Source organism: Modicisalibacter radicis (assembly GCF_900961225.1).
Taxonomy (GTDB): domain Bacteria; phylum Pseudomonadota; class Gammaproteobacteria; order Pseudomonadales; family Halomonadaceae; genus Modicisalibacter.
This window is the reverse complement of sequence record NZ_CAAHFN010000022.1, coordinates 127,766-150,798: the sequence shown is the minus strand read 5'-3', so window position 1 is coordinate 150,798 and position 23,033 is coordinate 127,766. Positions and strand designations below refer to the sequence as shown.

The window sequence follows — 23,033 nt, the reverse complement described above, 5'->3', positions numbered from 1 at the left end:
GGATCGCGCTGGACGCCTACGCCGGGACGCTGCACCTGGAACTCGACGATGCCGAGCTCGAACGCCGGCTGGCCGAGGGCGACCCCACCGCGGCGTCGCGGACCATCGCCGCCAGCGGCGGCTATCGCCAGCTCTACATCGAGCGGGTGCTGCAGGCCGACGAGGGCTGCGACTTCGACTTCCTGGTCGGCTGTCGCGGCGCCGAGGTGCCGAGGCATTCGCATTAAGCGCCAGTGACAGGAGAGCCAGGTCCTATAAAAGCGCCGCCGGTCCAGCCCGCGGCGCTTTTTTATTACTGCGCCAGGACGGTTTCGCCGTGGACTGTTGCCAGTCGCCTTGCGCCGAGATTCAGGACAGGGGCAGGACGCCCGGCCGGTCGAATTGAACCAGCCGGTGATCGGCGGCTTTCAAGGCCAGCTGGATAGCGCCCGTGCAGGTCATGTCGTGGTCCCAGCCATGCGTGTCGAGGCGCGTCTGGCCGATCAATTCCTCGACCAGCGCGTCGTGCAGTGCCTGGTCGAGACTGGGCTTGAGCTGGTCGTAGGCGCGCACGCCCGAGCCGGTGATCAGCACCTGGTCGGGGTTGAACAGCGCCAGCACATTGGCGATGCCGGTGCCCAGCACATGACCCGCCTTGGCGAATATCTGCCTGGCGATCGGGTTGCCGCTCTCGGCGAGCCGGACCAGTGCCTGCATCTGTTCTTCCGAGGGGTGGGCGCTATCGCCCGAGGGCAGTGGCAACAGTGTGTGGGCGTCCCGATAGAGCGCGTAGTCGCTGACATAGGCCTCGATGCAGCCACGCTTGCCGCAGGCGCAGAGCGCACCGTTGGATTCGTACTTGGTATGCCCGAACTCCGCCGATGAACCGTGCGCGCCAAGATAGGGCTTGCCATCGATCATGATCGCCATGCCCACGCCATAGCCGAGCATGATCACCGCCAGATTGCGGGTATCCATGTAATCGGGGTGACGGGTAATCGCCGCGGAGATGCAGTTGGCGTCGTTTTCCAGCTGGACCGGACAGTCGAAGCGGGCCCTGAGCGGCGAGACGATATCGACATTGCGCAGGGCGAAGGCCGGCGACCATACGATGCTTCCGTGTAGCGGGGAAACGATTCCCTGTACGGCCAGGCAGATGCCGGCGACCGGGCCGGAGTCGGCCGCCAGGCGCTGGCGCAGGGCGTCGATATGTCGGCTCAGCAACCCGATCAGCGCGTCGGCCGTCAAGGCCAGCGTATCGACCGCCCGGGTATCGCTGTAGTAAAGCTCGCCGCAGAAGTTGCCCGCCGTGAAGCGCACTTCGTTGATCGACAGCTTGACGGTGATGACGCAGGCGGCATCGGGAGCGAGGGCTATCAGTGTCTTGGGTCGGCCGCGATGGCCGAGATTCCGGGCATTGGGTGGGCGCTCGACGACGATGCCCCGTTCGAGCAGCTCCCCGCTGATCGAAGTCACCGTCGCCGAGCTCAACTGGTTGGCGGCAGCCAGGTCGACACGCGCCATGGCGCCATGGGCGCGCAGTGAACGGATCAGGGCCAGGGTGTTGTCGGTGCGTATCGAGTCGGTGGCGGGAGCGACCATGAAGAGCCCTCTAATTAATTCATGGCGATAATTATATAGCGCCAGCCAGCCCGGGGGGAATGGCCAGTAGAATGATCGTTTTATCCAGGAAAGCCTGATCGAGGCCGATTATCGGGTTTCGTTACCGATTGATCCTCTCGATTTTGCCTTTTGTCGTAGCGACCAAAGTGTCATGTGGGGCTATTTATTTTATCTGCTAAATTAAATCTCGCACCGGCCGGCCACATCGTGCACGTGGGCCCTGAGAGGGCGCCAGGCATGGCGGCGGGATAAAGCGAAGAAAACAGGAGCCGACATGACTCACCCTTCAGCGCGGTACCCGAGCCTCGAGCAGCGCGTGGTATTCATCACTGGTGGCGGCAGCGGTATCGGCGCCGCCCTGACTCGCGCCTTTCATCGCCAGGGCGCCCGGGTGGTGTTCGTCGATATCGCCAGGGAGGCGAGCGAAGCGCTGATCGAGGAACTCGAGCGGGAAACCGGCCGTGCCCCGCGTTTCGAGTTCTGCGACATCCGCGATGTCGAGGCATTGCAATCCCTCATCGTTCGAGTCGGCGAGACGCTCGGCCCCATCCGCGTGCTGATCAACAACGCGGCCAACGATGATCGCCACGCCTGGCGTGATGTCGATGTCGCCTACTGGGACGAGCGAATGTCGCTCAACCTGCGTCCGATGTTCTTCACCATTCAGGCGGTGGCCGAGCAGATGCGCGAGGCGGGGGGCGGCTCGATCATCAACTTCGGCTCGATCAGCGTGCGCCTGGCCCTTGGCGACATGGCCGCCTATGTCAGCGCCAAGGCCGCGGTGCACGGGCTGACGCGCAGCCTGGCCCGCGACCTGGGCCCGCATGGCATTCGCGTCAACACCCTGGTGCCCGGCAGCGTCATGACCGAGCGCCAGCTCGAGAAGTGGATCGGCCCCGAGGACGAGGCCAGCATCCAGGCCCATCAATGCCTGAAGGTGCGCCTCGAGGCCGAGCATATCGCCCCCGCCGCGTTGTTCCTCGCCGCCGACGATAGCGCCCAGATCAGCGCCCAGGAGATCCCGGTCGATGGAGGCTGGGGATGAGCGCGCCCGCCGTCGCCGTCGCGCTCGACATGAGCCTGGGCGAGAGCCCCGTGTGGGACGCGGCGAACGAGTGCCTGCACTGGGTGGATATCAACCGTGGGCTGGTCTATAGCTGGCGGCCCGGGGGTGACGATGCACCGTCTAGCATCGCGCTGGACGAACCGCTGGGCTGCCTGGCGTTGGGGGCTACGGGGCTGATCGTCGCCGCGCGCTCGGGGGTCTACCGGCTGGACCCGGGCAGCGGCGACAAGACGCTGATCGTCGCCAACCCCGAATGGCTCGAGGAAGCCGGCAATCGCTTCAACGACGGCCGCTGCGATCCGTTCGGGCGGTTCTGGGTGGGCACGATCGATGCCGCCGAGACAGTGCCGAGTGCCAGCCTGTATCGCCTGGACGGCGAGCGCCTCACCTCGGTAAAGGGGTCGCTGGCCATCTCCAACGGCCTGGCATTCAGCCCGGACGGTCGCTTCGCCTACCACGCCGATTCGCCGACCCGCCAGGTCTGGCGTTACGCCTTCGATGCCGAACGCGGCACGCTCGAGTCGGGCGAGGCGTGGATCGACCTGGCGCGCCATGGTCTGCCCGGGGTGCCGGACGGCGCCGCGGTCGACAGCCGGGGCGATTACTGGTGCGCGCTCTACGGCGGCGGCCGGATCGCCAGGTTCGATCGCCACGGCGCTTTCCTGGAGAGCCATGCACTGCCTTGCCCGCACCCCACCATGATGGCCTTCGGCGGGGCCGACCGGAAGACGCTTTACATCACCACCGCCACGCAGCATCTGAGTGACGACGAAAAACACCATCAATGGCCGTCGGCGGGCAGCTTGTTCGCCATGCCCGCGCCCAATCCCGGGCTGGTCGAACCGCGCGTCACGCGATGAACGACCGCCCACGCCACGCTCCAACAACAAGACGGGAGTCGCCATGTTCAGCCATCCCAGAAAAACCCTGCTGATCGTCTCCGTCGCCACGCTGCTCGGCTCCGCGCAGTCGGCGATGGCGGATACCACCATCCGCGTGATGCGTGTCGAGATCAGTCAGGTCGAGAAGGACTACTACGCCGAGATCGCCCGCGAATTCGAGGACAGCCACCCCGGCGTGACCATCGAACTCGACTACCTCTCCAACGAGGCCTACAAGTCGAAGCTGCCGACCCTGCTGCAGTCCGACCAGCGCCCCGACATCTTCTACAGCTGGGGCGGCGAGGCCCTGAAGGAGAAGGTCGAGGCCGGCTTCGTCAAGGACCTGACGGCGGCCATGCAGGACGGCTGGCAGGCGCGTTTTCCGGCCTCGGCGATCGACGCCTTCACCATCGGCGGCAAGATCTACGGTGCACCGCTGTACGTCACCGAAGTGGGCCTGTGGGCGAATACCGCGCTGACCGAGAAGGCCGGCGTGGACGTCGACGCCATCGACACCTGGCAGGACTTCCTCGACGCCGTCGCCACGCTCAAGGAGGCCGGCGTCACGCCGATCGTGGTGGGCGCCAAGGACGGCTGGCCGATGCATTTCTACTGGGGCAGCCTGGCTACCCGGCTGGCCGGCCAGCCGGGCTTCGAGGCCGCCAAGGCCGGCGAGAAGCTCGAGCAACTGGTCGAGCTCGAACCGTTCCAGCCCGGTTTCATGACCACCACCTATGAGCGCGCCAGCGGCATGTTCGGCGATGGCGAGGCGGCCTTCCACCTGATGGGCGACTGGGACTATCTGCCCTCGCAGCAGCGCTCGGTGAGCGGGGAGGGGGTCCCGGACGAGGACCTGCGCTTCATCTCCTTTCCCAGCGTGGAAGGCGGGCAGGGCAACGAGGCGACCTTCGGCGGGCTGAACGGCTGGGCGGTCACCCGCGACGCCCCCGATGAGGCAGTGACGTTTCTCAAGCGTCTGCTGAGTCTCGACAACCAGCGCGAGGCGGCCAAGCGCGGCATCTTCGTGCCGGTCGTCAAGGGCGCCGAAAAGGCGCTGACGACGCCCTACGGCCGCAAGGTGGCCAGGGACATCGAGCAGGCCTCCTATCACCAGATCTTCCTCGATCACGACCTGGGCGTGTCGGTCGGCGCGACGGTGAACGACATCAGCACCGATATCGCCCAGGGCGTGACCAGTCCGGAAGAAGCGGCCGAACGCGTCGAGGAAGCCTGGCAGTTCCGCTAAGCGTATCTTTCGCCGGGGCCGGCAACGGCCCCTGTCGAGCCTCATACCGGGTGCCTGACATGACTACATCGTCGTATTCCCCTTCCGGCTGGCGACAACGGCTGCGGCGTGGCCGCGCCAGCGGTCGGCTGAGCGCCGTGCTGCTGCTGCTGCCGCCGGCGCTGATCCTGTTCTCGCTGTTCGTCATCCTGCCCCTGGCGGACGCCGCCTATTACAGCCTGTTCGACTGGAACGGTTACGCCACGCCCAGCGACTTCGTCGGGGCGGAGAACTATCAGCGCTTGCTGGGGCACTCGACCTTTCACACGGCGCTGTGGAATACCGTCCAACTGGTCATCGTCTCGCTGGTCGTGCAATTGCCGCTGGCGCTGGGCCTGGCACTGCTGATCTATCGCAAGACGCCGACCAATGCGCTGTTCCGGCTGGTGTTCTTCCTTCCCTATATCCTTGCCGAGGTGGCCGCCGGGCTGATCTGGAGTTTCGTCTTCGACGGCGAATACGGGGTGACGGCCCAGCTGTTTCATGCCCTGGACATGGAGTCGCTGTACATCCTGGCCGATCGCCAATGGGCGTTCGCCGCGATCATGACGGTCATCGTGTGGAAGTATTTCGGCTTCCACATGATGATCTACATCGCCGCCCTGCAGGGAGTGCCGAAGGATCTCGTCGAGGCGGCACGGCTAGAGGGTGCCGGCCCCTGGCAGATCGCCCGCCACGTGCAGGTGCCGATGATCAAGCACGCCATCGTGGTCAGCGTGTTCTTCGCGCTGATCGGTTCGCTGCAGATCTTCGACATCATCATTCCGCTGACCAACGGCGGGCCATCGAACAGCACCCACACCATCGTCACCTACCTCTATACCTTCGGCCTGACCCGGTTGAAGATCGGCTTCGGCAGTGCCGCCGCCATCTTCCTGTTCGTCATCGCCATGTTGATCGCCTTCTTCTACCAGCGCCACGCGATGGCCAGGGAGGGCGCATGAGCCGCTTGTTCCTGCTGCGCAATAGCCTGCGGGTGATCGTGCTGCTGATTGTCGCCGGTTTCGTCATCGGTCCGCTGCTGGCGGCGTTCTTCGGCGGGTTCAAGAGCAATGCGCGGTTGCGCACCAATCCGCTGGGGCTGCCGGCGAGCTGGGACGTCAGCCACTACGCGGGCATTCTCGACGATCCGAGCTTCTGGCAGTACCTGGGCAACTCGCTGCTGATCTCGTCGGCGACGGTGGCCCTGACGCTGATCGTCGGTGCCGCGGCGGCCTACGTGTTCTCGCACATCCGTTTCTTCGGTTCGCGCATGCTGCACTCCTACCTGCTGCTGGGGCTGATGTTCCCGTTTGCGGCGGCGATCCTGCCGCTGTTCATCAAGGTGCGGGATCTGGGACTGCTGGACACCTACTGGGCGGTGATTCTGCCGCAGACGGCCTTCGGGCTGTCGCTGGCGATCCTGCTGTTCAAGGCGTTCTTCGACCAGTTGCCACGCGAGCTGTTCGAAGCGGCCTATGTCGACGGCTGCAGCTACCTGCGCTTCTTCTGGTCCTTCACGCTGCCGCTGTCGACGCCGATTCTGGCCACGGTCGGGGTGTTCGTCTTCGTGCAGAGCTGGAACAACTTCCTGCTGCCCTTGGTGGTGTTCAACACCGAGTCCATCTACACCTGGCCGCTGGGCATGATGCAGTTCCGCGGCGAGTACCTGACCCAGTGGAACCTGATCCTGGCATTCGTTTCGCTGACCATCCTGCCCGCCATCGTGTTCTTCCTGGCGGCGCAGAAATACATCGTCGCCGGACTGACCGGCGGTTCCGTGAAGGGGTGAGGCATGGCCGTCACGTTCACCAATCCCGTTCTCCCGGGGGTCAACCCGGACCCCTCGATCTGCCGGGTGGGCGAGGATTACTACATCGCCACCTCGACCTTCGAATGGTATCCCGGGGTACAGATCCATCATTCGACGGACCTGGTCAACTGGCGGCTGGTGCGTCGGCCGCTCGAGCGCCCGGCACAGCTCGACATGCGCGGCAATCCCGACTCCTGCGGCATCTGGGCGCCCTGCCTGAGCCATGCGCAGGGCCGCTTCTGGCTGATCTATACCGACATGAAGCGCTACGAGGGCCACTTCAAGGATGGTCTCAACTACCTGGTCAGCGCGCCGAGCATCGAGGGCCCGTGGAGCGATCCGGTGTTTCTCAACGCCAGCGGCTTCGATCCGTCGCTGTTCCATGACGACGATGGCCGCCACTGGCTGCTCAACCTGAAATGGGACTATCGCCAGGCGGCCGGCCCGGATCGCTTCGGCGGCATCGTGCTGCAGGAGTACGACGCGCAGGCGCAGACGCTGACCGGCCCGATCCATACGATCTTCGCCGGTACCGAGATGAAACTGACCGAAGGCCCGCACCTGTATCGGCGCGACGGCTGGTATCACCTGCTGGTCGCCGAGGGCGGCACGGGCTACGGCCATGCGGTGACCATGGCCCGGTCGCGATCGATCACCGGCCCCTACGAGGTGCACCCGGACAACCCGGTGCTGACCTCGCGGGGGGGCGAGCACCTCGCGCTGCAGCGTGCGGGTCATGCCGACCTGGTCGATACGCCGGCGGGCGAGACCTGGCTGGTGCATCTCTGCGGTCGGCCGCTGCCGGGCACCCAGCGTTCGCCGCTGGGCCGCGAAACGGCGCTGCAGCGGGTTCGCTGGGACGACGATGGCTGGCTGCGCCTGGCGACCGGCGGCAACACCCCGGCGGCTGAACTGGCGGCGCCGGACGGCGCGACGCCCCGGCTTCCCGAGCGCGAGGAGTGCCACGTCTTCGAGACCGCGACGTTGCCGATGGCTTTTCAGTGGTTACGCACACCCTATCCCGAGCGACTGTTCTCGCTGACCGAGCGACCCGGCTACCTGCGGCTATACGGCCGCCAGTCGCCGGGCTCGTGGTTCGAGCAGGCGCTGGTCGCGCGGCGTCGCGATGCCTTCGTTTGCGCGGCGGAGACCACGCTCGAATTCGCCCCCGAGGATTACCAGCAGTGCGCCGGGCTGATCGCCTACTACAACCGCTTCAAGTTCCACTACCTGGCGGTCACCCGGGACGCTGCCGGCCAGCGCGTGCTGACGATCCTGAGCTGCGCCGACAACTGGCCGAGCGGCGATCTCGACTTCCCCCTGGCCTCGCCGGTGACGCTCGACGAGAGCACTCCCGTGCGCCTGGGCCTGACGCTGGACGGCGCCAGCCTCCGGTTTCGCTACGCCGAGGGTGCCGGCGAGTGGCAGGCGGTCGGGCCGACGCTGGATGCCGGGGTGCTGTCCGACGAGGGGGCGGGGCGTGCCCACGGCTACTTCACCGGCACTTTCCTGGGCATGGCGGCGCACGATATCAGCGGTCGCGGCCTGCCGGCCGACTTCAGCGCGTTTCGCTACATCCGGTCCGAGTCGCAGGCGACCGGCAACGACTTACCAAGAGGATGACCCCATGGCCGACGTAACCCTGACGGGTATCCGCAAACGCTTCAAGGGCGGCGCTGACGTGATCCCCGACATGCACCTGGCGATCGAGGACGGCAGCTTCACCGTGCTGGTGGGGCCCTCGGGATGCGGCAAGTCCACACTGCTGCGCATCATCGCCGGGCTCGAGACCGCCAGCGAAGGTTCGGTGTCGATCGACGGGCGCGACGTGACTCAGGAAGAGCCCGCCGAGCGCAACGTGGCGATGGTCTTCCAGTCCTATGCGCTCTACCCCCACATGAGGGTGGCCCGCAACATCGACTTCGGCATGCGCCTGGCCAAGGTGCCCGCCGAGGAGCGCAAGGCCAAGGTCGCCGAGGCGGCACGACTGCTCAATCTCGAGGAGTACCTCGATCGGAAGCCGGCGGAACTCTCCGGCGGCCAGCGCCAGCGCGTGGCGATCGGTCGGGCCATCGTGCGCAACCCCGGGGTGTTCCTGTTCGACGAGCCGCTCTCCAACCTGGATGCAGCGCTGCGCAACCGCATGCGTGTCGAGCTGGCCGAACTGCACCAGCGGCTTGGTGCGACGATGGTCTACGTGACCCACGACCAGGTCGAGGCGATGACCCTGGCCGACCGGATCGTGGTCATGAACGGCGGACGCATCGAGCAGGCGGGGACCCCGATGGAGCTCTACATGCGCCCCGCGACGCGCTTCGTGGCCGGATTCATCGGCTCGCCGCGGATGAACCTGATCGAGGGCGCGACCGCGCAAGCGCATGGCGCACACACGCTGGGTGTGCGGCCCGAGCACATCGACTTCAGCCGCGAGCGGGGCGCCTGGCGCGGTCGCGTGAGGGTGATCGAGAAGCTCGGCGCCGACACCTTCGCCTATATTGACGGCGAGGCTCTGGGCGACCTTATCGTGCGCTTGCCGGGCGACGACCCGACCACGTCCGGCGAGAGGCTGTGGCTGACGCCGCGAGCCGAATCGCTGCACCGCTTCGATCGCGAGGGAGTGCGCCTCGAGGCGTCGCCGGTGGCGTCGGGCTTTTAAGGCTATCGGCGTATGTTGAACATACGGAAGATATGTTTGACTTACGTTCTGCCAATCCCGGCGCCCCGCAAGGAAAAGGAGCTGACATGGCCAACGAGTCACGCCGCATGACACCCGAGCAACTGCGCTCGCGCTGGTGGTTCGACAACCCCGAGCATCCGGGGACCACCGCGCTGTGCATCGAACGCTACATGAACTACGGCATTACCCTGGACGAGCTGACCAGCGGCAAGCCGATCATCGGCATCGCCCAGTCGGGGTCCGATCTCACGCCCTGCAATCGTCACCACATCGAACTGGTCAAGCGGGTCAAGGACGGCATCCGCGCCGCCGGCGGCGTGCCGTTCGAGTTTCCCCTGCATCCGATCCACGAGAACGTGCGGCGGCCGACGGCGGCGCTGGATCGCAACCTGGCCTACCTGGGACTGGTCGAGATACTCCATGGCTATCCGCTCGACGGGGTGGTGTTGACCACCGGCTGCGACAAGACCACGCCGGCCTGCCTGATGGCGGCGGCCACGGTCAACATCCCGGCGATCGTGCTCTCCGGCGGGCCGATGCTCAACGGCTGGCGGGGCAGCGAGCGGGTGGGCTCGGGCACCGTGGTCTGGGAGCTGCGCAAGCGCCTGGCGGCCGGCGACATCGAATACCCCGAATTCCTCGCCCGGATCACCGATTCGGCGCCCTCGGTGGGCCACTGCAACACCATGGGCACCGCCTCGACCATGAACTCGATGGCCGAGGCGCTGGGCATGAGCCTGCCGGGCTCGGCGATGATCCCGGCGCCCTACAAGGAGCGCTCGATGGTCGCCTACCAGACCGGCGAGTGCATCGTCGGGATGGTCTGGGAGGATCTGCGGCCCAGCGACATCCTGACCCGCGAGGCGTTCGAGAACGCCATCGTGGTGTGCTCGGCACTGGGCGGTTCCTCCAACGCGCCGGTGCACATCAACGCCATCGCCCGCCACGCCGGGGTCGAGATCGACAACGACGACTGGCAGCGCCTGGGTCACCCGATTCCGCTGCTGGCCAATGTCATGCCGGCGGGCCTCTATCTCTCCGAGGAGTTCCATCGCGCCGGCGGCGTGCCGGCGGTGATCGGCGAGCTGCTCGGCGCCGGCAAGCTGCACGGCGAGGTGCGCACCGTCAACGGGCGAAGCCTGGCGGCGAATGCCGCGGGCCGCGAGACGACCGACGACGATGTCATCCGCCGCTACGCCAATCCGCTGGTCGAGGCCGCCGGCTTCATCAATCTCAAGGGCAACCTGTTCGATTCGGCGCTGATGAAGACCAGCGTGATCGCCACCGAGTTCCGCCGGCGCTTCCTGAGTCGCGCCGAGGACCCCGACGCCTTCGAGGGGCGGGTGGTGGTGTTCGACGGTTCCGAGGATTACCACGCACGCATCGACGACCCCGACCTGACGATCGACGAGAACACCATCCTGATCATGCGCGGCGCCGGGCCGGTGGGGCATCCGGGCAGTGCCGAGGTGGTCAACATGCAGCCGCCCGAGGCGCTGATCCGGCAGGGCATCGAGTCGCTGCCGTGCATCGGCGATGGGCGACAGTCGGGCACGTCCGGGTCGCCATCGATCCTCAACGCTTCGCCGGAGGCGGCGACGGGCGGGGGCCTGGCGCTGCTGGAGACCGGCGATCGCATCCGCATCGACCTGCGTCGCGGCGAGGCCAATCTACTGCTCGACGCGGCCACCCTCGAGGCGCGCCGCGATGCACTGGCCGCCCGCGGCGGCTATGCGTATCCGGCGCACCAGACGCCGTGGCAGGAGATCCAGCGCAGCCTGGTGGAACCGCTCGATCGCGGCATGACCCTGGAACCGGCGACCAGGTACCGCGACGTGGCGCGCCGGTCGCCGCCGCGCGACAACCACTGAGCGGACCGTTGCGTGCACGGGTGCTCGGCGTGCGGGTCAGTCGAGCTCCACGCTGCGTCCCAGCGACGTCTCGGGGGCTTCCAGGCCGAGCGCCTTGGCGGTGCCGGCGAGCACCGCCTGGGCCGCGCGGAACGCCTCGCGCGGCTGGCGGGCGCGGATGCATTCCATCAACCGCCGGTGACGCTCCAGGCTCTCGGCGGGGTCGTCGGTCTCGCTGACGTTGGACATCGACACCAGCAGGTAAATGGAAGGGCGCAGGATATGCGAGAGCTGCGCCCAGACGATGTTGTGGGTCGCCTTGAAGATCGCCTCGTGGAAGGCCACGTCGTAATCGCTGTGCAGCCGGCGCTCCTCGCCGCTATCGGCGTTGTGCAGGTACTGGCCCATGCCTTCGTAGGCTTCCTCGATCGCCACCAGATCGCGCGCCGTGGCGCGCTTGGCGGCGGTCATCGCGACGTAGGGTTCGACGTCGAGGCGGAAGGTCAGGATCTCGCGCTGGACCTTGGGGTTGGGCGCCGCGTAGCGGGTCATCCAGGCGGTGACCTGCGGATCGAGGATGTTCCAGTCGGCGTATTCGCGAACCTTGGAGCCGTGGCCCGAAATGCGCTCGATGATCCCCACGTCGACCAGCTGACGCAGGTCGCTGCGCACCGCCGAGCGATTGATGGCGAACTGTTCGCACAGCGCGAGTTCCTTGGGGACGAAGTCGCCGGGCTGGTAATGCCCGGAAAAGATGGATTCGGCAAGGGCCTCGGCGACACTGGGTCGCAGCGGTGACTTGCGTTGCTTTGCCTTCACGTTAAGCGTTTCCAACCAGTGTTTGATTCACGCTGACATATGTTCAACATTTGGGCAATGTCACCAAGGTGTGACATCGGCACACTGGTCAGCGGCTCGCCAGGCGATCGCCCAGGCGCTGCATGAAGGTTGCACCGGCATCGAGCTGGGCCTTTTCGAGGTATTCGTCAGGCTGGTGGGCCTGGGCAATGCTGCCCGGGCCGCAGATCACGGTGGCCAGGCCGGCGTGCTGGAACTGGCCGGCCTCGGTGGCGTAGGCCACCGCCTCGCTGTCGCGCTCGCCGAGCAGTTCGCGGCACAGCGACAATGCCGCGGCGTTGTCGCGGTCGGCCAGAGCCGGCACGGTGGCGGTGAGATTCTCGGTGCGAATGCTCACCTGGGGCGCACGCTCGCGCAATTCGGCCTCCAGGGAGCGGGCGTACTCGTCGAAACGGGCGAAGACCGTCTCGAAGCCATCCTCGGGGAGATGGCGGATCTCCCAGTCGAACCGGCACTCGCGGGCGGTGATGTTGATCGCCGTGCCGCCCTGGATCCTGCCCACATGCAGGCTGGAGTGGGCGACGTTGAACGCTTCGTCGATGCGACCCTCGGCGGTCAGCTCGGCCATGATCTCCTCGATCCGAGCGACCAGGCGAGCGGCGACGTGGATCGCCGAGACGCCCTGGTTGACCTGGCTGGAGTGCGCTTCGCGACCGCTCACCGTGGTGCGCAGATTGGTGATGCCCTTCTGCGCGACCACCGGCGCCATCAGCGTCGGCTCGCCGACGATCACCGCGGCGGGGCGGGGCTCGTCGGCCATCAGCGCCTCGATCAGCCGCGGTGCGCCGACGCAGCCGACCTCCTCGTCGTAGGAGAGCGCCAGATAGATCGGCCGGGCGAGATCCTGCTCCACCCAGCGCGGCACCTGGGCCAGCGCGCAGGCGATGAAGCCCTTCATGTCGCAACTGCCGCGACCGTAGAGCCGGTCGTCGCCACGATCGGTGAGCGTGAACGGGTCGCTGGTCCAGGGCTGGCCGTCCACCGGCACCACATCGGTATGCCCCGACAGGACGACGCCGCCTTCGACCCTGGGGCCGATGCGCGCCAGCAGGTTGGCCTTGGTGCCGTCGTCGTTCTCGATGCGTTGATAGGGCAGTTCGAATTCGTCGAGGTAGCCTTCGATGAAGCGGATCAGCTCCAGGTTGGAGTCGCGCGACACGCTGGCATGGCCGACGAGGGTCTCGAGCAGTTGCTGAGCGGATTTCATGGGGGCTCCGATGGGGCTCCGGGACTGTTTGGTCCAGCCTAACATGCGTGCCAGTCGAGCCGGCAGCGCTTTTGACCGGGCTTGCGGGGTGAACCATCTTGATGATGGTATAAACATTCACCTGCTAAGTAAGGAGCTGTCATGAGCCGCATCCTGGTGATCTACTACTCGAGCTACGGGCATATCGAGACCATGGCCAACGCCGTCGCCGAGGGCGCCCGCGGCGTCGCCGGCAGCGAGGTCGACATCCGCCGCGTCGCCGAGCTGGTGCCCGACGATGTCGCCGAGCAGGCGGGCTACAAGCGCGATCAGCAAGCGCCGCTGATCGACGACCCCAATGAACTCATCGACTACGACGCGATCATCATCGGCACGCCCACCCGCTACGGCAACATGGCCTCGCAGATGCGCAACTTCTGGGACAAGACCGGCGGCGTCTGGGCCCAGGGCAAGCTGATCGGCAAGGTCGGCAGTGCCTTCACCTCCACGGCCAGCCAGCACGGCGGCCAGGAAACCACCCTGACCTCGATCCACACCATGCTGTTCCACCTGGGCATGGTGGTGGTTGGCGTGCCTTACTCCTGCGCGGCGCTGACCGAACTCGACGAAGTGTCCGGCGGTACCCCCTACGGCGCGACGACCCTGGCCGGTAGCGACGGCAGCCGCCAGCCCAGCGAAAACGAGCTGACCATCGCCCGCTTCCAGGGCGAGCATGTGGCCAGGCTGACCGCCAGGCTCGCCGGCTGAACGCCGTTCGAGGCACTTCGAAAGAGGCCAGAATGCCGTGCCTTCGGGCACGGCGTGAAAGGGCCTGGCCGTTGCCGCTGGTCAGAGACGTTTCTGCCCGGTTTCCGCTGCGCTCTTGCCTTGCTCAAGGTGAGCGTTCGCCAACCGGCGGGCTCAAGCCCCCACCAGCGTCAGGCGACTGGCGCCGTTGCCCAGCGGGGAGACCTGGATCTGCACGGGGATGCGCTCGTGCATCTCCTGGATATGCGAGATCACGCCGACCCGGCGGCCCTGGGCCTGCAGGCCGTCCAGCGCTTCCATGGCCAGCGCCAGGGATTGCGGGTCGAGGCTGCCGAAGCCTTCGTCGATGAACAGCGATTCGATGGCCAGCTCGCCGGAGGCCATGGAGGCGAGCCCCAGGGCCAGCGCCAACGAGACCAGGAAGGTCTCGCCGCCGGAGAGTGAGTGCACCGAGCGTTGCTCATCGGCCATGTCGTGATCCTCGACCAGCAGACCCAGCGGGCTGCCGCCGCGGCGTAGCCGGTAGCGGGGCGCCAGGTTGTGCAGGTGGGCGTTGGCGTGGTCGAGCAGCAGTTCGAGGTTGTAGGCCTGGGCGATGCGCCGGAAGGCCTTGCCGTCGGCGGAACCGATCAGGGCATTGATGCGCCCCCAGCGATACTGCTCGGTGCGGGCGACGTCGAGTTCGGCCTGGGCCTCTTGCTGACGGACGCGGCGGCGGTCGTCGTCGCGCAGGGCGTGCACGGCGTCGTCGCGAGCCTGCTGGGCGCTGGCCTGCAGGGGGGCGAGGGCGGCCTGTTCGTCGGCAAGCCGCGCCTTGCGGCTGCGGACTTCGTCCTGGGTGTCCTCATTCAGCAGACCCTCGCCTGGCGAGGTCTGGTTGTCGGTCGGTGTTTCCCCGCTCAGTGATTGGCCCTGGCGATGCGCGATCAGCGCGCTGCGGCGTTCGTTCAGGCTGGCATCGCGACGCTGGCGGGCCTCTTCAGCCTCGCGAAGCGCCTGATCCTGTCGCTCGGCCTCATCCTCGGACTGGGCCAGCAGCCGGGCGAGGGTGTCGTCGTCGAGTGTCGGGTTCGCCTGGCGCCATTCGGCCAGTTCGCGCTCCAGGGGGACGTATTCCTCTTGCAGCGTCTGGCGTTGCGCGGCTTCGTGGCGCACCTGCTGGTCGAGCTCGCCCCGGCGGCGCTCGGCCTCGTGCAGCGCCGCAAGCGCACTGTCGCGGGCCTTTCCGGCCTGCGCCTGCCGCTCATCCAGCCGTTGCTGCCAGGCATCGGCGTTGGCGTACTCGCCGAGCAGGGTCTCGAGCTGGCGGGCGACCCCGTCGCGTTCTTGCTTGAGGGGCGGCAGTCGCTCGGCCAGGTCGTCAAGTTCCTTGGTGACGCCTTGCCGTCGGGTCTCCAGCTGGGCGATAGCCAGCTCGTCGTTGCGCAATGCCTCGTCGAGCGGTGCCAGCTCGGTTTCGGCGCGGCCCAGGGCCTCGAGCGCCTGTTGATGGTGGCGGCGGGCGCGCTCGCTTTGCTGGTGCTGGTGAGCGAGCCAGGCCTCGCGCTCGGCGCTAGCGATCGCCTCGAGTTCGTCATGCAAGGGCTGCTCGGCGAAGGCCTTCTCGGCCTTGGCCAGACGTTGCTCGGTGGCCTTGAGGTCGTGGCGCTGCCGTTCGAGCGAGCCTTCCAGGGCGCGGTACTGGCCCAGCAGTTCATCGCGCGCCTCCTGGGCCTGCTGATGGTTTCGCTGCGCTTCGGCCAGCTGGCGGTCTTCCTCCGCTTGCTGGGCCTTGAGCTGGGCGGCTTCGGGAGTGGCCGGCGGCTGGTGGCGCCAGGGGTGCTCGTGGCCGCCGCAAACCGGGCAGGGGATGTTCTCCTCGAGGCTCGCGCGCAGCGTGGCCACGCTCTCGCTGCGCACGGCGCGGTTGCGCTCGACGAAGGCCTGCACGCTGGCGTAATGCTGGTGCTTTTCATCCAGTCGCTGCCGGGCGGCCTGGCCCTGGGCCATCAGCCGGGTCTTGAGCGCTTCGTCGCTTTCCAGGCGCTGGACAAGCGTCTGGCGGGCCTCGCGGGTCTGAACGGCGTCCTGCCAGCGGCTCTGCAGCTCACCCAGTGCCAGCTGGCGCCGGGCGGCCCGGTCGTGAGCCTGCTGCGCCGCCTGGCGGGCGTCGCTGAGCTGGGTGTGCTCGCCCATCAACTCGCTCAGGGTGGCCTGCCATTGGTCGCGACGGCGCTGGTGTTCCTGCTGCCGGGTCTCGGCCTGCCGGCGCGTTTCATCGATCTGGTGGGCCTGGCGCCGGCGCTGCTCATGGCTTGATTCGAGATCCGCCAATCGCTGGGCGAGGGTGTCGAGGCGCTGGGCCTGCTCCCGTGCCCGGCGCAGCGTCGGCTCGGCCGCCTGGCGGGCCTGGGTGGCCTCGGCGAGGGCCCGCTCGGCCCGGTCGCGCGTCTCGGCGGCATTCTGTCGTTCGGCCTCGGCGTCTTGCAGGGCCTGATGCGTCTGGGCTTGGGTGGTCTCGAGGCGAGCGATCTCGCCGGGCAGTTCGGCCTGGCGGGCCAGGCGGTGGCGCCTGGGGGCGATCAGGCGTCGCCATTCCCGATCGGTGCGGGCCGGCGCCAGGGCCTGCCAGCGGGCCTCGGCCTGCTGCTGAAGCTCGAGACCTTCCCGGTAGGCCGCGCTCAGCCGCGCGTCGCTGGCATGCCACTGCGCTCGGGCCTCCAGGCGTTTGGCTTCCTGCAGCCGGGCCTCGAGCTCGCGCTCGGTGGCTGCGGCACTGGCTTCGAGCTCGGCTCGGGCCTCGGGCTCGGCGGGACGGTCGTCGGCCAGACGGGCGTCGAGCTCTGCTACCACCTGATTGGCGGCCTTGGCACGCTGGTAGGCGGCGATGGAGAGCCGCGAATACTCGGCGGTGTCGGTGAGCTTTTCGAGCAGCTCGCTGCGGGCGTTGTCGTCGGCCTTGAGGAAGGCGGCGAACTCGCTCTGGGCGAGCATCACGGCGCGGGTGAACTGGTCGAAATTGAGCCCGAGTACCGCCGGCAGTCGTTTGTCGAACTCGCGCTTCTGGGCGGTCAGCAGGCGGTCGGCGTCCAGGTCGGTGAGCGATTGCTCGGCGCCCTGCAGGCGGCCGTCGGGCCTGCCGCGGGCCCGGCGCACGGCCCAGCGGGCGCGATAGCGGCGGCCGTCGCGACCCAGGAAGTCGACCTCGGCATGGCCCTGGCCGGCGCCGCGACGCAGCAGGGTGCGGGGGTCGAAGCTGGTGACGTCGGTGTCGCCGCTGTCCGGCACCCGGGCCTGATCCTGTCGGGCACCACGCAGCCGCGGGGTGTTGCCGTAAAGCGCCAGACACAGGGCATCGAGCAGGGTGCTCTTGCCCGCCCCGGTGGGGCCGGTGATGGCGAACAGGCCGGCGTCGCTGAGAGGCGCTGCGGTGAAGTCGAGTTCCTGATGGCCGGCCAGCGAGGCGAGGTTCTCGAGGCGAATGGCGAGAATCTTCATGCCTCGGCCTCGGTATCCATCACGTCCTGCACCAGCAGGGCGAAGTCGCGGGTCACCTGATCGTCGGCGGGCTCGCCGTATTCCTCTTCCCAGGCGCGGGTGAACAGCGCCCGGGGGCCCAGGCTGTCGAGCGTCTCGCGGCGCGAAGCGCTCGCTTCGCCGCGTGCCTTGGGGTAGCGGGTGTGGATGCGCAGCAGGCGCAGGGCGCGGCCTTCGAGGGCGGCATCGACCCGGGCGCGCAGGTCGGGCTGCGGGCCATCGAGGTCGATGCGCAGTTCGAGCCATGGCCAGCGCTCGACCGGCAACCCGGGGTCCTCCTCGAGGGCGTCCAGCTCGGCGAGCACAGCCTCGAGATCGGCGGGGCCCAGCCGCTCGAGCGCCACGCTGCGCGGGATCGGCAGTGTCTCGGTGGCCGCCAGGGTCTCGCCTTCGAGGATCACTTCGACCACTTGATGGGGGTAGTCGACCTCGCTGAAATCCAGCGGGATGGGGCTGCCGCTGTAGCGGATGCGCGCCTCGCCGACCTGCTGCGGGCGATGCAGGTGGCCCAGCGCCACATAGGCGATGTCAGCGGGGAACAGGCTTGCCGGCAGCGATTCCTCGCCGCCGATGACGATCGGTCGCTCGCTGCCTTCGGAGACGGCGGCGCCGCGCAGGTGGGCATGGCTCATGGCGACCAGCGCCTGGCCGGGGGCGCGTCGCTCGCGGGCGGCATCGATCAGCTGTTCATGGACGGCGTTGATGCCGGCCACGTAGTCGGGGCGTTCGTCTTCGGGACCGCTCGGGCGAGTGCGGCCGGTCACTTCCGCCGGGCGCAGGAAAGGCAGCGCCAGGCACCAGGCGCGGGTCTCGCCGCTGGCATCGCTCAGCGGAACCAGCAGGCGCGCGGCGTCGAGCGTGCCGTCATCCCGCCAGTGCACCCGGCCCAGGGCATGCGTGTTGAGACGCTTCATCAAGGGGGCGGGCAGCTCGACCCGGTTGCCGCTGTCGTGGTTGCCGGCGATCAGCACGATGTCCAGCGCCGGCAGGCGTCGGTGCGCCTCGACGATGAAGTCGTACAGCAGCTCCTGGGCGCGCAGCGAGGGGTTGACCACGTCGAAAAGGTCGCCGGCGACCAGCAGGGCATCGGGGCGCCGCGCCTCGAGTGTCGCCAGCAGCCAATCGAGGAAGGCGCGATGCTCGACGTGGCGTTCCTGGCCATGGAAAGTCTGACCCAGATGCCAGTCGGCGGTGTGCAGCAGTTTCACGAGCGGGCTCCCGGGCGGGCTACGGAAAAAAGTGCGCCCAGTGTAGCGCCTCGACGAAGCGGGTCCAGCCCCGCGCTCAGGCCGCCGGCGGCTCTTGTGCAGTGCATCTTAGACGGATGGATAGCTTGTCACGACGCTCGCAAGCGTCTTGACTGGGATGACCAGCGCCGAGTCCGCCTGTCGGCCGAGGCGCTGCATCAGCTACAAGAACAAGCGATCACGACACGACTTGGAGCAATGCCAGCTTTCTGACTCCAGACTGAAGCAGACAATAAAGAATAAAGAGAGCAACGCCAGCTTTTTAATCGCGGCCGCCGGCTCGTTCATGACCGTAACCAGAACAACAATCGGCATGCAGCGCCGGCGCCCGGTGTCTTGTAGTGAAGTGCCGGCGCGACACGCGCATCGCCGAATCGTTTCGGTCCGGCCGGGCTGCTAGGCTGGGTGACAAGCACGCCAAAAGGAACTTGTCGCAAGGAACTTGCCGCCATGCCCGATGCTTCGCTTCACCCCCCTCATGAACCCCTGCATGACTGGTCGCTGACCCCCGAGCAGGCGATCGCCCTGCAGCGCACGCTCGCTCCGCGCATCGAGCGTCGCGATCGTATCGATGACGTCGAATGGATTGCCGGAATGGATATCGGCTTCGAGGACGACGGCGCCACCACCCGCGCCGCCGTGGTGCTGTTGCACTGGCCGGACCTGACCCCCGTCGACGAGATCGTCCACCGCGAACCGACCCGCATGCCCTATATCCCCGGCCTGCTGTCGTTTCGCGAGATACCCGCGGCGTTGAGCGCCTTCGAGCGGTTGTCGCGACGCCCCGACCTGGTGATGGTCGACGGCCAGGGTATCGCCCACCCGCGCCGCCTGGGGATCGCCGCGCACCTCGGCCTGTGGCTCGACCTGCCGACCCTGGGGGTGGCCAAGAAACGCCTGTGCGGCCGTCACGGCGAGGTGCCCGAGACCCGGGGCGAGTGGACCGCACTGAGCGACAAACGGCGCGACGAGGACCCGGTCGATGCGCCCGTGGATGCCGGTGGCCGGGTGATCATCGGCGCCATGCTGCGTTCCCGCGAGAAGGTCAAGCCGGTGATCGTCTCGCCGGGTCATCGCCTGAGCCTGGCGACCGCGCTGGACTGGACGATCGCCTGCCTGGGCCGCACCAAGCTGCCCGAGCCGACGCGGCTGGCGGATCGGCTGGCGTCACGGCGGGGAAAGGCGTTTCGCGACCCCCAGGGGCTATCATTGCTCTAGGTGTTTAGTCCCGGAGTGTAATGGTCCATGGTCCGAACCATTGTCCGAGGAGGTTCTGATCTTGCCCAGCAGCAGTGGACACCCCGTTGAGACAGTACACTGAGACGAGGCGATCCATGGCGAGCGATTCGAGACCCGGGACGCCATGCGGCGGCACGTGTTCGAGTACATCGAGATGGTCTACAACCGGCAGCGCCGGCACAGTGCGATCGGGATGATCAGCCCGAAGGGCTTCGAGGCCCGAATGATCGCTTAGATCGGTGTCCACGATTGCTGGGTAAGATCACAATACCAGACATTAAAGAAAGCACCTCTGTTTCCTTGGAGGTGCTTTCTTCATGAAAATTACCTTAATCTGACCTATCTGAAGGAACTGTGATTATTTCCTCTCCTTCTGCATTTTTCGCAGACACTCCCTCATTGTTTATAACAAAAGTTGTCAGGTCATGACCGGTCACTAGGGGGCCATCGTAAGTGGTGCGTGTCAGCTCCTTGATGCGATCGTAGGTGGAAGAGTCTACTTTTCTATCTTTATTAAAAATAACGTAATGTGTATAGGCGGCCAGTTCAGGCTTGGCTTTGTTAAACACACGTCCTGCATCTTCTGGAGAAGTGTGGTGGTTCATTACGTTTTCTAGTTTTGGATACTTTTTCATCACGCCAGGATCAATCATGGCTACTTCGTGGATGAGCAAGTCTGTTCCCTTAGCCACTTCAGCTATATTCTCATCATATACAGTGTCGCTAGGTATGACGACCTTATGGCCATTATAAGTAATTGTGTAGCCGTAACTCGGTTTTATTAACTCACCATGCTCGGTTTCGAAAGCGGTTACTTTTACGCCTTCCTCATTATAAACCTGCCCAGCCGTAATGTTTTTGGCATCAAAAGCTATGCCTTCGGGGGGTAGCTCCTCGTCAAGCTTGCGAATACGAATATCTTCAGCGAAAGCTTCGGTTAGGTTAGCTGCCATGCTTTCTGTACCCTTGGGACCATAGAGTCTCATGGGTTCTTTACGCGAGGCATAAGGTGTAGCTAACCATCCTGTCATCCACAGATCAGGAAGCCCAGTAAGGTGGTCGGAATGCATATGCGTTATGAAACTAGCATCAATCTCACTAAAAGGAACCCCTAACTGAGCAAGACGAATTGTAACGCCACGACCAAGGTCAATAAGGAGCTTTTGTTCGCCAGCCTCTACAAGAATAGATTGGCTAAAACGGTCAGGGCTCGGATTGGGGGAACCCGTACCTAGAAGGGTTACCTTCATGCTGTTATCTAGAGTTTCTTGCGCCAAAGCAGAGCCAGACATGCCGAGTGACATGGCTATTGCAAGACTAGTAGTAATGATTGGTAGCCTTTTGAATGTTCGCATGACGAACTCCTGTGCGTTATTTTGTTTTAGAAAGCTAACACTTAGGAAGAATCAACGGCAATAGAAAAATCCATGATCTTACCCAGCAATCGTGGACACCGATCTAAGCGATCATTCGGGCCTCGAAGCCCTTCGGGCTGATCATCCCAATCTCACTGTGCCGGCGCTGCCGGTTGTAGTCCGTCTCGATGTACTCGAACACGTGCCGCCGCATGGCGTCCCGGGTCTCGAATCGCTCGCCATGGATCGCGGTGATGGGCAGCTTATTGGTGTAGAGGCGCCCCAGGTGTAGCGGCTGAAGCAGTCGATCACGGACTGCAGGTAGACCTTGCCGCCCCCTTTGAGCGTGCCGACGAAGAAGATGTCGACGACAACCAGTTCACCGGTGTGGTGGACCTCGATATGGCGTTCGCGGAACTCCGGGCTGAAGCGTTCCGGGTGGCGAACCTGGTCTTACATCAGCGCGATCTTCTGCTCGCGTGAGGCTCGTTCGAGCCGCAGGAGGCGCTCATGCTTCGTCAGCAAGTCATGTCGTCCCCAGATGCCTCTGACGCCCGTAGAACTGAACATGAATGCCATGTAATGCCAGCTCTTGCGCGACTCGGACAGGGCGGTGGGTGGGGAAGGACAGGCTGTGCTCCAGAATGGCCGTTCCGATCTCTTCGCTGACCCGATTGGATTTATCCTAGAACAACGGCAGAAAGAGCCCGAGCGGTTTTATGATGATCTAAACCACTTCTTCGCGGGATCACACAGCTAGTCGCCGGGACATCGCAACCGGGGCTTTGATGATCAGCGTCCGCTCAGATGATATCGAGAGGCTCCTTGCGGGAGGGCGGCCGGAAGGCGGCATCGAGCCGGGCGAGGGCGGCGTCGTCGAGGCGCAGCGTCAGCGCTTCGGCGTTGGCGCGCACGTGCTCGGGGCGTATCGCCTTGGGGATGGCGATCATGTCGCGCTGTTCGCCGTCCGGATGTGCGAGCGTCGGACGAATCGCCCAGGCCAGCAGAACCTGCGCGGGCGATACGCCGTGCTCGTCGGCGATCGTCGTCACCGTCGGGTCCGCGAGCAGCGAGTCACGCAACCGCCCGCCCTGGGCCAGCGGCGAATAGGCCATCGTCGGCAGGCCGCGTTCGCGCTGCCAGGGCAACAGGCTGTGCTCGATGCCCCGCGAGCCGAGATGATAGAGCACCTGATTGACCGTGCAGTCGCGTCCGCCGGGCAACGACCAGAGGGTCTCGAGGTCGTCGACGTCGACGTTCGAGACGCCGAAGCGACGGATCTTGCCCTGGTCGCGCAGCCGTTCGAAGGCCTCCAGGGTTTCGTCCAGGGGAATACTGCCCGGCCAGTGCAGCAGATAGAGATCCAGGTGATCGGTGCGCAGGCGGGCCAGGCTGCGCTCGCAGGCGGCGATGGCGCTGTCCCGTCCGGCGTTCCACGGGTAGACCTTGGAGACCAGGAAGGCGTCGCCGCGGCGCCCGGCGAGCGCTTCGCCGACCACCTCTTCGGCGCCGCCATCGGCGTACATCTCGGCGGTATCGATCAGTTTCATCCCGGCATCGAGCCCCTGCCGCAGGGCGCGAACCTCGTCGTCGCGCGGGGCCAGGCCCTCGCCCATGTGCCAGGTGCCCTGGCCGATCGCCGGCAATGTGATGGCCGACGCCGTGGCGCTGGCCGGCAGGGTGACGGTGGCAATGGGCACGGTGACCTCCG

General features: G+C 66.1%; 17 protein-coding genes and 3 pseudogenes. 12 read left to right on the top strand and 8 right to left on the bottom strand.

The genetic code is table 11. The features are described from left to right. A pseudogene (locus HR9077_RS01545) lies at nt 1–227 on the top strand (dihydroxy-acid dehydratase); the annotation flags it as partial. 121 nt (nt 228–348) lie between these two features. Here the strand turns inward: HR9077_RS01545 and HR9077_RS01540 are convergent. After that, nucleotides 349–1,581 carry an ROK family protein gene (locus HR9077_RS01540; RefSeq protein WP_136064407.1) on the bottom strand — a complete coding sequence of 411 codons (1,233 nt, stop codon included), beginning with the start codon at nt 1,579–1,581 and terminating at the stop codon, nt 349–351. 295 nt (nt 1,582–1,876) lie between these two features. Here HR9077_RS01540 and HR9077_RS01535 point away from each other — a divergent pair, with 295 nt between their 5' ends. The 8 genes from HR9077_RS01535 (at nt 1,877) to HR9077_RS01500 (ending at nt 11,174) form a co-directional block, all read left to right on the top strand. Continuing rightward, nucleotides 1,877–2,647 (top strand): SDR family NAD(P)-dependent oxidoreductase, encoded by a 771-nt coding sequence (locus HR9077_RS01535; RefSeq protein WP_136064405.1) that lies wholly within the window; start codon nt 1,877–1,879, stop codon nt 2,645–2,647. Then, on the top strand, nt 2,644–3,528 hold the full coding sequence (locus HR9077_RS01530) for an SMP-30/gluconolactonase/LRE family protein (RefSeq protein ID WP_136064403.1): 885 nt from the start codon (nt 2,644–2,646) through the stop codon (nt 3,526–3,528). The genes HR9077_RS01535 and HR9077_RS01530 overlap by 4 nt, the downstream gene beginning before the upstream one ends. Nucleotides 3,529–3,571: 43 nt before the next feature. Then, nucleotides 3,572–4,795, top strand: coding sequence for an ABC transporter substrate-binding protein (locus tag HR9077_RS01525; RefSeq protein WP_136064401.1), 1,224 nt, complete (start codon nt 3,572–3,574; stop codon nt 4,793–4,795). Nucleotides 4,796–4,854: 59 nt separating this feature from the next. After that, nucleotides 4,855–5,778 carry a carbohydrate ABC transporter permease gene (locus tag HR9077_RS01520; RefSeq protein ID WP_136064399.1) on the top strand — a complete coding sequence of 308 codons (924 nt, stop codon included), beginning with the start codon at nt 4,855–4,857 and terminating at the stop codon, nt 5,776–5,778. Beyond that, complete coding sequence (locus tag HR9077_RS01515; protein WP_136064397.1) at nt 5,775–6,605, top strand: carbohydrate ABC transporter permease; 831 nt, start codon at nt 5,775–5,777, stop codon at nt 6,603–6,605. The genes HR9077_RS01520 and HR9077_RS01515 overlap by 4 nt, the downstream gene beginning before the upstream one ends. Before the next feature lie 3 nt (nt 6,606–6,608). Then, nucleotides 6,609–8,249 carry a glycoside hydrolase family 43 protein gene (locus HR9077_RS01510; protein WP_136064395.1) on the top strand — a complete coding sequence of 547 codons (1,641 nt, stop codon included), beginning with the start codon at nt 6,609–6,611 and terminating at the stop codon, nt 8,247–8,249. Nucleotides 8,250–8,253: 4 nt separating this feature from the next. Further along, nucleotides 8,254–9,282, top strand: coding sequence for an ABC transporter ATP-binding protein (locus HR9077_RS01505; RefSeq protein WP_136064393.1), 1,029 nt, complete (start codon nt 8,254–8,256; stop codon nt 9,280–9,282). A gap of 86 nt (nt 9,283–9,368) precedes the next feature. Further along, nucleotides 9,369–11,174: an IlvD/Edd family dehydratase gene (locus tag HR9077_RS01500; protein WP_136064392.1), complete on the top strand. Its 1,806-nt coding sequence runs from the start codon at nt 9,369–9,371 to the stop codon at nt 11,172–11,174. A gap of 36 nt (nt 11,175–11,210) precedes the next feature. On the opposite strand, the gene HR9077_RS01495 is transcribed toward HR9077_RS01500, so the two are convergent. Together HR9077_RS01495 and argE are read right to left on the bottom strand one after the other, a co-directional pair. After that, nucleotides 11,211–11,972: a FadR/GntR family transcriptional regulator gene (locus tag HR9077_RS01495; RefSeq protein ID WP_244612981.1), complete on the bottom strand. Its 762-nt coding sequence runs from the start codon at nt 11,970–11,972 to the stop codon at nt 11,211–11,213. An 88-nt stretch (nt 11,973–12,060) separates the two neighbouring features. After that, on the bottom strand, nt 12,061–13,218 hold the full coding sequence (gene argE, locus HR9077_RS01490) for an acetylornithine deacetylase (protein WP_136064386.1): 1,158 nt from the start codon (nt 13,216–13,218) through the stop codon (nt 12,061–12,063). Between the two features lie 141 nt (nt 13,219–13,359). On the opposite strand from argE, the gene wrbA reads away from it, so the two are divergent. Next, nucleotides 13,360–13,965, top strand: coding sequence for an NAD(P)H:quinone oxidoreductase (wrbA, locus tag HR9077_RS01485; RefSeq protein ID WP_136064384.1), 606 nt, complete (start codon nt 13,360–13,362; stop codon nt 13,963–13,965). Nucleotides 13,966–14,118: 153 nt separating this feature from the next. On the opposite strand, the gene HR9077_RS01480 is transcribed toward wrbA, so the two are convergent. Next, nucleotides 14,119–17,442, bottom strand: a complete 3,324-nt coding sequence (locus tag HR9077_RS01480; RefSeq protein ID WP_136064381.1) for an AAA family ATPase — start codon at nt 17,440–17,442, stop codon at nt 14,119–14,121. After that, the gene (locus tag HR9077_RS01475; protein ID WP_136064379.1) at nt 17,439–18,689 is read right to left on the bottom strand and encodes an exonuclease SbcCD subunit D C-terminal domain-containing protein; all 1,251 of its coding nucleotides are present in this window, start codon (nt 18,687–18,689) and stop codon (nt 17,439–17,441) included. Before HR9077_RS01475 ends, HR9077_RS01480 begins: the two co-directional genes overlap by 4 nt. Before the next feature lie 489 nt (nt 18,690–19,178). Here HR9077_RS01475 and nfi point away from each other — a divergent pair, with 489 nt between their 5' ends. After that, nucleotides 19,179–19,946 carry a deoxyribonuclease V gene (gene nfi, locus HR9077_RS01470; RefSeq protein WP_136064377.1) on the top strand — a complete coding sequence of 256 codons (768 nt, stop codon included), beginning with the start codon at nt 19,179–19,181 and terminating at the stop codon, nt 19,944–19,946. Nucleotides 19,947–20,052: 106 nt separating this feature from the next. Continuing rightward, nucleotides 20,053–20,202: pseudogene (locus HR9077_RS01465) on the top strand (IS3 family transposase); the annotation flags it as partial. A 94-nt stretch (nt 20,203–20,296) separates the two neighbouring features. Here the strand turns inward: HR9077_RS01465 and HR9077_RS01460 are convergent. From HR9077_RS01460 to HR9077_RS01450, 3 genes and pseudogenes are all read right to left on the bottom strand, one after another. Next, nucleotides 20,297–21,322 (bottom strand): MBL fold metallo-hydrolase, encoded by a 1,026-nt coding sequence (locus HR9077_RS01460; RefSeq protein ID WP_210725823.1) that lies wholly within the window; start codon nt 21,320–21,322, stop codon nt 20,297–20,299. A 103-nt stretch (nt 21,323–21,425) separates the two neighbouring features. Beyond that, nucleotides 21,426–21,998, bottom strand: a pseudogene (locus tag HR9077_RS22430) (IS3 family transposase); the annotation flags it as partial. A gap of 127 nt (nt 21,999–22,125) precedes the next feature. Further along, nucleotides 22,126–23,022, bottom strand: coding sequence for an aldo/keto reductase (locus HR9077_RS01450; RefSeq protein WP_280178394.1), 897 nt, complete (start codon nt 23,020–23,022; stop codon nt 22,126–22,128). Nucleotides 23,023–23,033: the final 11 nt, after the last annotated feature.

Coding starts and splice junctions, on each gene's coding strand:
- HR9077_RS01540 (WP_136064407.1), bottom strand. CDS start 1,581: ATGGTCGCTCCCGCCACCGACTCGATACGCACCGACAACACCCTGGCC.
- HR9077_RS01535 (WP_136064405.1), top strand. CDS start 1,877: ATGACTCACCCTTCAGCGCGGTACCCGAGCCTCGAGCAGCGCGTGGTA.
- HR9077_RS01530 (WP_136064403.1), top strand. CDS start 2,644: ATGAGCGCGCCCGCCGTCGCCGTCGCGCTCGACATGAGCCTGGGCGAG.
- HR9077_RS01525 (WP_136064401.1), top strand. CDS start 3,572: ATGTTCAGCCATCCCAGAAAAACCCTGCTGATCGTCTCCGTCGCCACG.
- HR9077_RS01520 (WP_136064399.1), top strand. CDS start 4,855: ATGACTACATCGTCGTATTCCCCTTCCGGCTGGCGACAACGGCTGCGG.
- HR9077_RS01515 (WP_136064397.1), top strand. CDS start 5,775: ATGAGCCGCTTGTTCCTGCTGCGCAATAGCCTGCGGGTGATCGTGCTG.
- HR9077_RS01510 (WP_136064395.1), top strand. CDS start 6,609: ATGGCCGTCACGTTCACCAATCCCGTTCTCCCGGGGGTCAACCCGGAC.
- HR9077_RS01505 (WP_136064393.1), top strand. CDS start 8,254: ATGGCCGACGTAACCCTGACGGGTATCCGCAAACGCTTCAAGGGCGGC.
- HR9077_RS01500 (WP_136064392.1), top strand. CDS start 9,369: ATGGCCAACGAGTCACGCCGCATGACACCCGAGCAACTGCGCTCGCGC.
- argE (WP_136064386.1), bottom strand. CDS start 13,218: ATGAAATCCGCTCAGCAACTGCTCGAGACCCTCGTCGGCCATGCCAGC.
- wrbA (WP_136064384.1), top strand. CDS start 13,360: ATGAGCCGCATCCTGGTGATCTACTACTCGAGCTACGGGCATATCGAG.
- HR9077_RS01480 (WP_136064381.1), bottom strand. CDS start 17,442: ATGAAGATTCTCGCCATTCGCCTCGAGAACCTCGCCTCGCTGGCCGGC.
- nfi (WP_136064377.1), top strand. CDS start 19,179: ATGCCCGATGCTTCGCTTCACCCCCCTCATGAACCCCTGCATGACTGG.
- HR9077_RS01460 (WP_210725823.1), bottom strand. CDS start 21,322: ATGCGAACATTCAAAAGGCTACCAATCATTACTACTAGTCTTGCAATA.